At 61.8% G+C, this 11,423-nt stretch carries 11 protein-coding genes; 6 read left to right on the top strand and 5 right to left on the bottom strand.

Annotated features, from left to right (window positions below):
* Positions 1 to 13: 13 nt before the first annotated feature.
* Entirely contained in the window at positions 14 to 841 is an 828-nt protein-coding gene (locus APH41_RS09545; RefSeq protein ID WP_054897058.1) for a formyltransferase family protein, read from the top strand.
* Between the two features lie 137 nt (positions 842 to 978).
* Here APH41_RS09545 and APH41_RS09540 read toward each other — a convergent pair whose 3' ends face one another.
* From APH41_RS09540 to pvdM, 3 genes are read right to left on the bottom strand one after another with little or no spacing between them, the layout of a single operon-like run.
* Positions 979 to 1,851: a formylglycine-generating enzyme family protein gene (locus APH41_RS09540; protein WP_034127738.1), complete on the bottom strand. Its 873-nt coding sequence runs from the start codon at positions 1,849 to 1,851 to the stop codon at positions 979 to 981.
* Between the two features lie 29 nt (positions 1,852 to 1,880).
* A complete protein-coding gene (locus APH41_RS09535; protein ID WP_054918646.1) occupies positions 1,881 to 3,149 on the bottom strand; it encodes an aminotransferase class V-fold PLP-dependent enzyme in 1,269 nt (422 codons plus the stop codon).
* 18 nt (positions 3,150 to 3,167) lie between these two features.
* Positions 3,168 to 4,517 (bottom strand): pyoverdine-tailoring dipeptidase-like protein PvdM, encoded by a 1,350-nt coding sequence (pvdM, locus tag APH41_RS09530; RefSeq protein ID WP_054918643.1) that lies wholly within the window; start codon positions 4,515 to 4,517, stop codon positions 3,168 to 3,170.
* Positions 4,518 to 4,659: 142 nt separating this feature from the next.
* Here pvdM and APH41_RS09525 point away from each other — a divergent pair, with 142 nt between their 5' ends.
* Complete coding sequence (locus APH41_RS09525; protein WP_054918641.1) at positions 4,660 to 6,288, top strand: hypothetical protein; 1,629 nt, start codon at positions 4,660 to 4,662, stop codon at positions 6,286 to 6,288.
* A 9-nt stretch (positions 6,289 to 6,297) separates the two neighbouring features.
* On the opposite strand, the gene APH41_RS09520 is transcribed toward APH41_RS09525, so the two are convergent.
* Complete coding sequence (locus tag APH41_RS09520) at positions 6,298 to 6,840, bottom strand: thioesterase family protein (protein ID WP_054918639.1); 543 nt, start codon at positions 6,838 to 6,840, stop codon at positions 6,298 to 6,300.
* A gap of 109 nt (positions 6,841 to 6,949) precedes the next feature.
* On the opposite strand from APH41_RS09520, the gene APH41_RS09515 reads away from it, so the two are divergent.
* A complete protein-coding gene (locus tag APH41_RS09515; RefSeq protein WP_054918638.1) occupies positions 6,950 to 7,939 on the top strand; it encodes a GlxA family transcriptional regulator in 990 nt (329 codons plus the stop codon).
* A gap of 51 nt (positions 7,940 to 7,990) precedes the next feature.
* Here the strand turns inward: APH41_RS09515 and APH41_RS09510 are convergent, their stop codons facing one another.
* Positions 7,991 to 9,421, bottom strand: coding sequence for a PLP-dependent aminotransferase family protein (locus APH41_RS09510; RefSeq protein WP_054897064.1), 1,431 nt, complete (start codon positions 9,419 to 9,421; stop codon positions 7,991 to 7,993).
* A gap of 158 nt (positions 9,422 to 9,579) precedes the next feature.
* Between APH41_RS09510 and APH41_RS09505 the strand changes: the two genes are divergently transcribed.
* From APH41_RS09505 to APH41_RS09495, 3 genes are all read left to right on the top strand, one after another.
* Positions 9,580 to 9,762 (top strand): rubredoxin, encoded by a 183-nt coding sequence (locus tag APH41_RS09505; RefSeq protein ID WP_014718115.1) that lies wholly within the window; start codon positions 9,580 to 9,582, stop codon positions 9,760 to 9,762.
* Positions 9,763 to 9,789: 27 nt separating this feature from the next.
* On the top strand, positions 9,790 to 10,659 hold the full coding sequence (locus tag APH41_RS09500; RefSeq protein ID WP_034127732.1) for a sugar phosphate isomerase/epimerase: 870 nt from the start codon (positions 9,790 to 9,792) through the stop codon (positions 10,657 to 10,659).
* Positions 10,660 to 10,728: 69 nt separating this feature from the next.
* A complete protein-coding gene (locus APH41_RS09495) occupies positions 10,729 to 11,361 on the top strand; it encodes a LysE family translocator (protein WP_054918636.1) in 633 nt (210 codons plus the stop codon).
* The last annotated feature ends 62 nt before the right edge of the window (positions 11,362 to 11,423 follow it).

The following is an 11,423-nucleotide window of genomic DNA, read 5'->3' as shown; positions in this document are numbered from 1 at the left end:
GAGAGCGAAACACATGACGAAAAAGAACCTGGTGTATGTCTGGTCCCTGAGAAACGCCGCCGCCGACAAGGCGGGGCAGCCGGTGGCCTATAAAGACCACGAGCGCTATATGAAATCGGTGCTGGAGTTTCTGGTGGGCTCGCTCAACGACACGTCGCTGGGCGAGGCTTACAACCTCGTAGGCGTGGTGTATGACGACGATGAGCACAACCCGCGGGACCAGCAGTTGGTGGCGGACTACGGCTTCGCCTACCAGCCGGGTCGCCAGTGGCTGTACCCGGCGGACTTGCGTGTGCAGGGCACGTTGGTCAACGACCTGCTGCTCAGCGTGCCGTCGACCTATCGTCGCCTGCCACGAGGCAGCGCCGAACATGTCGCCGGCAAGCAGGATTTCGAGCGTCGCCTGCATGACACCCTGGTGGAGTTGAAGGCTGACATCGTGGTGCTGGATGGTTTGCTGGTGATCCTCGACGAACTGGTGCGCCCGGGTGCGACGTTTGCGCGGCGCATCATGAACATTCATCCGGGCATCACCCGTCTCGAGTCGCCTTACGAGCGCCGTGGGGCGTACGCCACCTGGAATGCGCTGTACGGCGCACGTGGGCAGGCGATCACCGACTGGGCAACCAAAGCGACTCAGGCGTGCGAGCCGTTGTATTGGACCGGTGCGTCATTCCACTACGTGGATAACGGCATCGACTCGGGAGAGGTATTCCACGACGTGCTCAAGACCCAGATTTCGCCCGAAGACACCATCCTTGAGTTGCGCTGGAACAACTTCAACAACAGCCTGTTCCCGGCGCTGCATGAAGGCTTGGAGCTGTTGGCCAAACAAGGCTGAACCTGCGGACGCTAGCCCTGTAGGAGCGAGCTTGCTCGCGAAAAACGTCAACGATGACGCGTGCTTCCTGAGTACACGCGGCGTTTATGAGTTTTTCGCGAGCAAGAACTAGGCGTCCCCCTCGCTCCTACAAGGTATTAGAGCTCGCGCACGACCCGAAAGCCGATCCAGTCCCCGCGAGTCTGCGGGTAGATGTTGTTGCGATTGCCCGAGCGTGAAAACACCGGCGCCTCGCCCCAGTCATTACCACGGATCTGGTAGGCCTCGCAGTTGGGCTCCACCCAGGCGCTGCCATCAGTTGGCGCGCCGACGTAGTTCGGATGCTCGCAATCAGCCACCCGCTCATACACATTGCCGTGCATGTCATACATGCCAAAGGCATTCGGGGGGTAACTGCCCACGGGCGACGAATAGCTGTAGCCGTCCGCCGGGCCGTAGGTGTTGGCGTGCTGGGCGATGCTGTAGCCCTTGCCTTCGTCGAACGGGAAGGGGAACGGGCCGGTGGTGCCGGCGCGGGCGGCGTATTCGCGTTGGGCTTCGCTGACCATCTGGTACGTGTGCCCGGTCTTCTTCGACAGCCAGCTCACGTACTGCTTGATGTCGTCCATGTCCATGCACACCGCCGGCTGCCGTGGCCCCTGGGGATAGCGCGGCTTGCTGGCGATGCATTCGCGGCCGGGGCGGTCGTCGCCATTGGCGATCTTGACCCCGGTCTGGCGCACGTAGCTGTCCCATTCGCCGGCGGTGACATGGAAGCGGCTCATGGCGAACGGCTTGGCGAAGGTCACCTCGTGCATCGGGCCTTCGTCAGGCTCGCGGCCCACTTCGTCGTCCGGCGTACCCATGGTGAAGGTGCCGGCGGGAAGCACCACCATTTCCGGGCAGTCCTTGCAGTCTTTGAAGACCTTGCCCGGTTGTGGGGCAGCGGCCTGGGCCAGGCCGGGCAGCAGGGCGCCGCACAGGGCGGTGAGTGCCAATGCGGTGAGCGGTTTGAGTCGGGATGGCATCATGGAGGCGTCTCGTTCAAAGGGAAAAGGGGTCATAACCGCTGGCTCAGCAGGGTCATGAAGCGCTGGATCTCATCGGAGTTGTTAAGCAGGCCCGGCGAGGTGCGAATCACCGGGCCAACGTCACGGTCCACCGCGTCCACCACCACGCGGTTTTTCATCAGGTAGGCCGCGACGGCATCGCTGTTCTGATCCTTGACCCGAAAGAAAGTGAATCCGGCTGACAGGTCGGGGCTGCGCGGTGTCACCAGTTCGATCTGCGGGTGGGCCAGCAGTTGGTCCTTGAGTTCGGTGTTGAGGGCATGGATACGTGCCTGCACCGGCGCCTTGCCCAGTTGCAGGTGCAACTTGAAGGCTTCGTCGGCGGCCCAGCGATGTTCGAAGGCGTGGTAGCCGCCGGGCGTCATGGTCGTGGCGAAGTTTTTGTCTTCGGAGAAGGTCGGAATCATCGGTGTGACGTATTTGTTTTCGGTCTCGCGGGCGCATACCAGGCCGGTGCCGCGCGGGCCGAACATCCATTTGTGAGTGCCAGCGATGAAGAAGTCGCAGTGCATAGCGGGGAAGTCGAGGTCTTCCACGCCGAAGCCGTGCACACCATCGACGATATAGAGCAGGCGGTCCGGCTCGTCGCGGTTGCGGTTGTGTTCGTCCACCAGCTTGCCGATCTCACCGATGGGCAGTTTTACGCCGCTGCCGGATTGCACCCAGGTCATGCCCAGTACACGGGTGTTGGGGCGAATGTTGCGCTGGATGTTGCCCAGCACTTCATCGGCCGAGACCTGATTGGGGTTTTTGAACAGGCGTATCTTGCGAACCTGGGTGTGCTCCTTGCGTACCCGGAAGTCCAGGCTGAACGCGGTGGCGTAATGCTCATGCACCGTGGTCAGGATTTCCTGGTCGGCGCGCACCTTGATCCCGCCATAGATCATCGCCAGCCCTTCGGACGTGCTGCCGGTGAGGGCGATCTGCGCTGGCGTGGCGTTCAGGTAGCGGCCGGCCCACTCGCGTACCTGGCCCTCACGCTTCCAGGTTTCCTGCAGGTCCCAGTCCATGGCCAGGCCAGGGTTGCGGTCGATCTGTTGGCGGTAGCGTTCGATGGCCTCGCGCACGGGCCTGGGGTGCGAGGTCACCAGAAAGTTGGAAAGGTGCAGGTAATTGGGGTCTTGGTTGAACAGTTGCTTCAATCCCGTCCATGGGTCGTTCGTAACAGCGGCTACTGCCTGAGGCAGCAACGCGGTGCCCAGCGGCAGGCTCGCGGCAAAGACGCCGGCCTGCTTGAGAAATGTACGGCGGTCGGTCATGGACTTACTTCGTGGTGGTTAGCGATTGGCCAATGGCTTGGCGGCTTTTTGTACCTGGTCCCACACCCGCAGGAAGTTGCCTCCCCACAGCTTGGCGATATCGGCTTCGGAGTAGCCGCGCTGGATCAGTTCGGCAGTGACGTTGCGCACCTCGCCGACGTTCTCCCAGCCCTGGAGGCCGCCGCCGTCGTTGAAGTCCGAGGCAATACCGACATGATCGATGCCGATCTTGCGCACGGTGTAGTCGATGGCGTCGCCCAGGTCCTTGAGGGTGGCCTTGGGTTCTTCCTCGAGAATGCCGTACAGCGCGCTGGCGTATTGGCCGAAGCGTTGCTCGGGCCAGGCGGCAATGATTGCATCGCCGGGCATCAGGGCCATGGCCAGGTTGGGCAGTGGCGGCAGGTCGAAGCGTGCGCGCAAGGTATTGAGCTTGTCCTGGGTCGGCTGGCTCAAGGGGCGCAGGTAGGCGGGGAAACCCACCACTTGCACCACGCCGCCGCTGTTCTTGATCAGTTGCAGCTCCTTGTCGCTGAGGTTGCGCGGGATGTCCACCGATGCCCGTGGCGCCGAGTGGGACGCCACCATCGGCGTGTGGCTCAACTGCGCGACTTGCTCCAGGGCCTTGGTCGACATCTGCGACACGTCGATGATCACCCCCAGGTCATTGAGGCGATGCACCGCTTGCTGGCCGATAGGCGACAGGCCCTCGAGGGCATCGGTGGAGTCATTGAAGAACGGCAGCGGGCGCGACGAGTCGGACCAGGCGTTATTGCCGATGTAGCTGAACCCGAACATGCGCATGCCGCGTGCGGCCCACAAGTCCAGCTGGTTCAGGTCATTGCCCAGGGGGTAGGCGTTGAGCATGCTGATAAAGATCGCGAACTTGCCTTCGCCGTGCAGGCGGCGCATATCGTCCGGTGTGTAGGCAATGCCCACCTGGTTGGGAAAGTCACGCACCATGCCGGAGATGATCTTGTAGCGCACTTCCTGCTCGTGCCGGGCCTCTTCGACAAAACCGTCGGTGGGCTTGTGCGGGGCGTTGGCGCCGTTCCAGATTTCCGGCCAGCCGAAGATCGTCAGCGCGGCGCCCGACAATCGGCCGCGGGCGGCCTTGGCCAGGTCGAACTGGCCGCTGCCATCCTTGTCGGCCTCGTTGCCCGCCGTGCCGAAATCCAGGGGCAGGGTGATGTGGCTGTCGAACGACAACAGGCGGTCCTGCATTTCATTGGCCTGTTTGATCACCTCCAGCGGGTAGCCGGCGTTGCCCTTGAACCACTGATCCCAGACCAGGAAACCAGCCCCGGCGCCGATAGCCAGGGCCAGCGGCAGGCCAATATACAGCGCCTTTTTCGAACGTGATTTTGTCATTGCCATCTCAGTCAGTTGAGGCCTTTGCTATCAGGGAAGAACGAGCGATGACGGGGGAAATTTAGGTGGCGGGGGCGGGGCGGTAAATTTCATCGGGTTGCAAACGTTCTAGCTCTGATCAAGCCGTTTCCTAAGGTAGCCAATGACAATCTCTCGACGTGGGTTCATCGCAGGCCTGGCGCTGACCGGTGCAGCCGTGCCCGCGGCCTTTTATGCCCATCGCGAGTTGACACGGGAAGAAGAGTTTCCCATCACCCCCGGCGAAGCCACGGTCGACCTCGCTGACACCCAGGGCCAGCACCTGGCGAACACCCTGCGGGGCGTCTGGAGCCTGCGCCTGGAAGGCCGCGATGCTGGCCTTGCGGGCCTGCCGCTGCATGGCCTGGAGTTGCTGCTGGACATCGCTCCCCGTGGGCGTGGCCTGCGCGGTTACCTGGACACCGCCGAGCAGTTGCGCGCTGAAGGCGAGCCGCGCTACCGGGTCTTGGGTGATGTGCTGACGGGCGAGGGCGCCGTGCTCTATTGGCGCTTGATCGACCGCGATTCAGCCGGCGGCGTGCCGGCCTATGAATTCAAGATGACCCTGGATGAAGTCTGGGCCGATTTCGGCAATGCCGGCAGCGCCACCCTCAGCGGGCACATCCTCGACCTTGAGCGGCGCCTGGCGCTGACCGAACGCGACAACCGTTTTATCGCCCACAAACAACTGTTCCCCGAAGCCCGCCAGCGCATCGGCCTCAACCCGACCTTGCTGGCCTGGCTGATTTCTCCCGAGCACCGCCTGTTTCACCAACTGTGGCACGCCACCCGCGACCAATGGCACAAGCTCTCCGAAGAAAAACGCGAGGCCCTGCGCGGCATCGGCTGGCAACCGGGGCCCCGTGGTCAGGAACGCGACGCCCGCGGCAAGCGCAAGGACCGTAATGGTTCGGGCATCGACTTCTTCTTCATGCACCGCCACATGCTCGGCACCGCACGTTCCATGCAGGACTTGCCCTCCTGGCCGCAATTCCCCGAGCCGCAACCGCCGTTGGAGCGGGATCGCCTGGGCTTCGTGCGCTACTTCGACAACCACGACGGTTTCGCACTGCCGCCCTGTTGGTCAGCGCCAGATGACGCCGACTACACCCAGTGGGTCAGCGATATCAAGGCGGCCGAGACCTACCACAGCAACTTCCAGGTGTGGGAATCCCAATACCGCGACCCGCGCTACCTGGCCCAGTTGACCCTGGGCCAACTGGGCTCGGAAATGGAGCTGGGCCTGCACGATTGGCTGCATATGCGCTGGGCCTCGGTGCCCCGCGACCCGTCCAACGGCGCCCCGGTCCCCTTCGCCCGTGACCCCGCGGACTTTGCCGCACGTTGGTATGCGCCGGAGAACGACTTTCTGGGCGACCCGTTTTCATCCCATGTGAACCCGGTGTTCTGGCATTTCCACGGCTGGATCGATGACCGCATCGAAGACTGGTTTCGTGCCCACGAGCGCTTCAACCCAGGCGAGGTGAGCCGACTGGAAGTCAACGGCGTAGCCTGGTTTGCGCCAGGTCGCTGGGTGGAAATAGGTGACCCGTGGCTGGGCCCGGACACCCACGGCTGCAGCACCACGCCGGGGCTGCAACAGGGGCGCTCGATGGAAATGGACCCGGAGATCATGAAGCTGGCCCTGCGCATTACCTTCGGTGCCGATGAAGAGCTGCTCAAGGGGCTGTTCAAACGTGTGCCGCAACGGCCATGGTATGCGCGGCATCTGAAACTCAAACGCGAGGCTTAGCAGGGGGTTTTAAACCTGCTCTTCCTCGCGCAATTGCGCACTCATCTCATCGCAACTGCGTGCCCAGTCGCTCAACCATTGCGGCATCGGCGGTGAGGTCTCGTCCAAGCCCAACTCGCGGATGAATTCGGCCGGGGGCAGGGTGCCCTTGGCGGATCGAAACAGCCCACGCATCACCACCACGCCGACCACCCGCCCATTGCTGACGAAGCGGTGCTCCATCAGGTTCCACTTGTGGTCCCAGCCGAGAATGCGAGTGTGCACTTCGAATACTTCGAACAGTTTCAATTCCCGGCGAAACTTGCCCCAGGTATCGCCGACTATCGGCATGGCCTTGTGGCGCAGTGCCACGCGAAAGGCGCCGGTGCGCAGCACAAAATCCATGCGCGCCACATCGGCCAGGGTGAAATACCGGCCATTGGTGACATGCCGGTTCAGGTCCAGGTCCAGCGGCCAGACCCGCATGCGCACCACCGTGGTAGCCAGGCCGTGAACCGGTTTGCGCCAGGGGCGGCGCAACAGCATGTGCAGTAATCGAAACCAGAGATTCATAAAAACGCCAGACAGTTGATCAATGGCCGCACTGTACGGGGGCGGAATCGGCTAAGGTAGATGCGTAAATGACTTATTACATGCGAAAAGTGCAAGCCGGAGTTTTTACATGCATGTCACCTTGCTCCTGGCGGATCAATGTTCCGCTGCCAGTGCCACCCTGGCCATGGAGATGCTCAGTGCGGCCAATCTGTTCGCTGACAGCCCGCCGTTTGAGGTGATGCTCGCGTCTATGGACGGCCAACCGGTGACAGCATGGGGCGGGCAGCGCCTGCAGGTGCAGGGCTCACTGGCGCAGATCGCGCACACCGACCTGGTGCTGATTCCCGGGTTTCTCTTTACCCTCAAGGAGGCTATGCCGACGTTTGCTGCCTACGGCCCCTGGTTGCGTGAGCAGCATGGGCAGGGCGCCGTGTTGGCGTCGATGTGCACGGCGGCCTTCATGCTGGCCGAGACCGGGCTATTGCACGGCTTGCGTGCGACGACTCACTGGGCATTTGCCGGGTTCTTCCGGCGTCGATATGCCCAGGTCAGCCTGGATGAGGGGCAGATCCTTTGCGAAGACAATCGCCTGATCACGTGCGGGGGCGCTACGGCGGCGATGGACTTGATGCTGCACCTGATCCGCCGTTTCGGCTCGCCGGAGTTGGCTCATACCTGCGGCAAGTACTTGCTGATCGATGCCGGCCGCACCGAGCAGTCGGCCTACGCGATGTGGTCGCTGCCCAAAAGCCACGGTGATGCGCAGATTTTGCGTGTGCAGCATTGGTTGGAGCAGCACTTTGCGCAGTCAATGGTGATCGATGAGGTGGCCCGGCGCTTTGGTTTTGGCGTGCGTAATTTCAAGCGGCGTTTCAAGGATGCCACTGGTTGTACGCCGATTGGCTACCTGCAAACCCTGCGCCTGGAACGAGCCAAGCAGATGCTGGAGTCAACACGCATGACCCTCGCCAGCATCACGTATGCCGTGGGCTATGAGGACAGCAACTCGTTTCGGCGTCTGTTCCAGCAACGGGTGGGGATGCTGCCGGCGGCGTATCGCAAGAAGTTCCTGGTTGCCCAGGGCGACGCCTATGTACCTGACGCACCGAGGTCCTGACCTGCCTTGATGCCGGTCAGGTAGGCAGGCGCGCTGCATCGTGGTCGTGTATCACTTTTTTGCGCGGGGATTGCTTTGTGCAACACCGTGCAGCAATAGCGCCTCAAACACCCGCTGTACCCGTGGTTCGTCGCTGTGGGCCACATTGAAGCGCATTGAGTCGCGGTGGGCCGGGTCGTAGCCGAAGAGCGCGCCAGGTGCCAGTACCATGCTGCGTTTCAGGGCCTCCTGGGCCAGGAGTTCGCCGTTCACGCCAGGCGGCAGGCGTGCCCAGATGAACATCCCGCCTTCATACGCCATGGGCAGTTCGCACCCGCAGCGCTTGAGCCATTGTTCGACGCGCCCACCGGCTTCCATCAGGCGCTGCACCATGCGTTTGCGGTGCTTGGCGTAACTGCCTTCGCTGAGCATGCGGTAGACGATCTGTTCGAACAGTTCCGAGGTGACGCCGCCGCTCATCAATTTCATGTTGGTCAGGTTGGCGGCCAGTTGCGGAGCGGCCACCACATAGCTGACGCGGGCGTTGGCGCTCAGGATTTTCGAGAACCCCGACAGGTAGGTAACCTGGTCCAGCCCGGCGACGGCGGCCAGGCGTGGTGGAGGGTTGGGGTGCAGGTCGCCGTAGAGGTCGTCCTCGACGATGTGGCAGTGGTACTGCTGGGTCAGCTGCAACAGGCGAAACGCTTGGCTGGGGCTGAAGGAGTGGCCGGTGGGGTTGTGCAACACGCTGGTGGTCAGATACAGGCTGGGGCGGTGTTCGGCCAGCAGCTGTTCGAGGGCGCTGAAGTCAAAGCCGTCGGGGCGGCGTGCAATGGTGATGACTTTGACGCCGTGCAGCGCCAGGTTGGCGTGGAAGTTGAAGTAGCACGGCGCGTCGAGCAGCACCGTGTCGCCGGGGCGTGCGAGCAGGCGCATGAGCATGTCCAGGCCCTGCACGGTATTGGGTGTGGTGATGATCTGTTCCACCGGTACCGACAAGCCTTCGCCGTGCAGTTTCTGTTGCAGCGCCTGGCGCAACGGCAACAGCCCCGCCGGCGTGCCCAGCCCGGCGATACGCAGTGACGGCGCACGCACTACGCTGCGCATGGCCTGGCGGATCGCTTCGCCATTGAGCCAATCCTCCGGCAAGTGCCCGCCACCGGGGCGCAGTTCGCCACTGGCGGTGGCCAAGGGCCGGCGCAATACGCTGAGCAGGTCTTGGGGCAATAGGTCCACCCAGGTCGCCGAGGCAGGGCGGGTGCTGTCCATCGCCACGAAGTAGCCGCGGCCCTGGCTCGAGGTGAGCAGGTGGCGACCGCGCAGGCGGTCCAGTGCCTCATTGAGAGTGAACTTGCTGACGCCGAGGACCTGGGTCAGTTCACGCACGGATGGCAGTTTGCTGCCCGGTGCCCATTCGCCATTTTCGATGGCCAGGCTGAACGCCTCGACGATCTGCTGGACCTTGGGCGTGCCTTCTACGAAAGCGATGGCGGATACAAACATGACGCGTCCTTGTGTTTGCCGGTGCTTTTACCGGTGAAGTTAGGCCGGATTAGGCACCACTTTACCTGCCTTGCGCAATGCCACTCCCCTAGACTGCGCGGCATCTCGCCTGGAGATGGCGATATTTCCTACACCTGAGCAATGGATTTTGCATTTCCATGAAGACTTATATGTGCGCACCCTGCGGTTTTATGTACGTAGAAGAACTGGGTATTCCGGAGGACGGAATTCCCGCAGGCACCCCTTGGGAAGAGGTGCCTGAAGATTGGACATGCCCGGATTGCGGCGTGACCAAGGCCGATTTCATGGCCATCAATCTTCCTGAACGTCAATTCGCCTGACACTCCATCAACGAAAGGAATCGTCCCATGAACAGCAAACTGATCAACGCCACCGTCCCGTTCTGCACCGGTGTGGCCCACCAGAAATACCTGGGCGCCGAAAAGGGCCTGCAAACCGCCATCGAAGGTGACTGCACCCACTGGTACATCGACGGCAGCCTGTTCGGCGAAATGGTCGATGACTGGACCGAGGCGCGTATCGAGAGCCTGCAGGCGCAAATCGCGGCCACGGGGGTCAAGCCGGTTTTCCATGGCAACTTCAAGGCGCCGTTGGGCAGTGATGTCGAAGCCTTCCGTAGTGCGGCCGTGGAGTACGTCAAAAAAGAAATCGATATCGCCAGCCGCCTGGGCGCGCCGTTGATCATTCACGGTGGTTGCATCGTCGAGCCGAAAATGGTGCTGATGGCCAAGAAGGTTGCCCTGGAGCATTATCTCAAGTCGGTGCAGGAACTGGCGCGCTATGCCGAGGCCAAGGGCACGGATATCTACCTGGAGAACCTGTCCAACTACGTCAACTATCGGCCGTTCCACTACATCTTTACCCATGAAGCCGAATACGCCTTTGTGTTCGAGCGCCTGCAAGCCCATAGCAATGTGTATTTCTTCCTCGATGCCGGCCACGCCAACATCGAGAACGGCCTGCCGGCAGAAGTGGTGCGCAAATACCACCACTTGATCAAGGGCATTTCCTTCAGCAACAACAACGGCGTGCAAGACCAGCACTTCGGCATCCATGACGGCAACTGCGATTACGCCGATGTGCTGCAGGCCATTGTCGAGACCAACTGGAAGGGGCTGGTCGCGTTTGAAACCCGCAACCAGACCGCCAAGGCTGCCCTGGCTGACCTGGCGGTGATGTACCGCGACTCCCTGACCACCGAAATCGCTGTCGCCTGATCGGCCGGGGGCGAGCGCTGGCCGCGTTCGCCCTGTTGCTGCTGTTTCTTTTTATTCAAGGTGCTGGCCATGACAAGTGCGTTAACCCTGTCTTCATTTCTCTACTTTCTGTTGTTTTGCGCCACCATGACCTTCAGTCCGGGCCCGATGACGTTGCTGTTGTTGAGCCTGGGCTTGAAGGACGGCCTGCGCAGTTCGATCCCGGCGCAGGTCGGCGCCACTGTGTCGTACCTGATTTCGATCCTGATCTTTGCCGTCGGCTTCTCGGAATTGATCAAGGGCAACCTCGCCATTACCCAGACCATCCAGTTTGTCGGGGTGGCCTACATTCTTTACCTGGCCTACAAGCAGTGGACCAGCAGCGGCGTGTCGATCAACAACGCCGACAAGGTCGAGGGGGCGCGCAGCCTGTTTGGCAAAGGGCTGTTGACCGGGTTTTCCAACCCCAAGACCATCATCATGTTCAGCGCCGTGTTCCCGCAGTTTGCCGGCGCCGGTGAACACAGTTCGGCGGCGGACATCGCCATCCTTGGCCTGACCTTCCTGCTGCTGCAATTTGCCAGCGGCTGCCTGTATTGCTATTTCGGCCAGCGCATCAAACACGTGCTGGAAAACCCCAAGCGGCGGGTGTTGTTGCAGCGAATCACGGCCGTGTTGCTGCTGGGCGTCGCCTTGATGCTGGCGCGTGGGTTTTCGCACTGAAGTATTAGCCAATAAGCGGTAGTGGCGATTTGACGTCGCCCTGATAGACTCCAGGCATTCAC

The organism is Pseudomonas sp. NBRC 111138, from assembly GCF_001320835.1.
GTDB lineage: Bacteria > Pseudomonadota > Gammaproteobacteria > Pseudomonadales > Pseudomonadaceae > Aquipseudomonas > Aquipseudomonas paracarnis.
Note: the sequence above shows the minus strand (reverse complement) of the source record. Positions and strands in the feature narration are given on the sequence as shown.

Excerpts from the sequence above, each read along its gene's own strand:
- APH41_RS09545 (WP_054897058.1), top strand. The coding sequence starts at position 14 with ATGACGAAAAAGAACCTGGTGTATGTCTGGTCCCTGAGAAACGCCGCC.
- APH41_RS09540 (WP_034127738.1), bottom strand. The coding sequence starts at position 1,851 with ATGATGCCATCCCGACTCAAACCGCTCACCGCATTGGCACTCACCGCC.
- APH41_RS09535 (WP_054918646.1), bottom strand. The coding sequence starts at position 3,149 with ATGACCGACCGCCGTACATTTCTCAAGCAGGCCGGCGTCTTTGCCGCG.
- pvdM (WP_054918643.1), bottom strand. The coding sequence starts at position 4,517 with ATGACAAAATCACGTTCGAAAAAGGCGCTGTATATTGGCCTGCCGCTG.
- APH41_RS09525 (WP_054918641.1), top strand. The coding sequence starts at position 4,660 with ATGACAATCTCTCGACGTGGGTTCATCGCAGGCCTGGCGCTGACCGGT.
- APH41_RS09520 (WP_054918639.1), bottom strand. The coding sequence starts at position 6,840 with ATGAATCTCTGGTTTCGATTACTGCACATGCTGTTGCGCCGCCCCTGG.
- APH41_RS09515 (WP_054918638.1), top strand. The coding sequence starts at position 6,950 with ATGCATGTCACCTTGCTCCTGGCGGATCAATGTTCCGCTGCCAGTGCC.
- APH41_RS09510 (WP_054897064.1), bottom strand. The coding sequence starts at position 9,421 with ATGTTTGTATCCGCCATCGCTTTCGTAGAAGGCACGCCCAAGGTCCAG.
- APH41_RS09505 (WP_014718115.1), top strand. The coding sequence starts at position 9,580 with ATGAAGACTTATATGTGCGCACCCTGCGGTTTTATGTACGTAGAAGAA.
- APH41_RS09500 (WP_034127732.1), top strand. The coding sequence starts at position 9,790 with ATGAACAGCAAACTGATCAACGCCACCGTCCCGTTCTGCACCGGTGTG.
- APH41_RS09495 (WP_054918636.1), top strand. The coding sequence starts at position 10,729 with ATGACAAGTGCGTTAACCCTGTCTTCATTTCTCTACTTTCTGTTGTTT.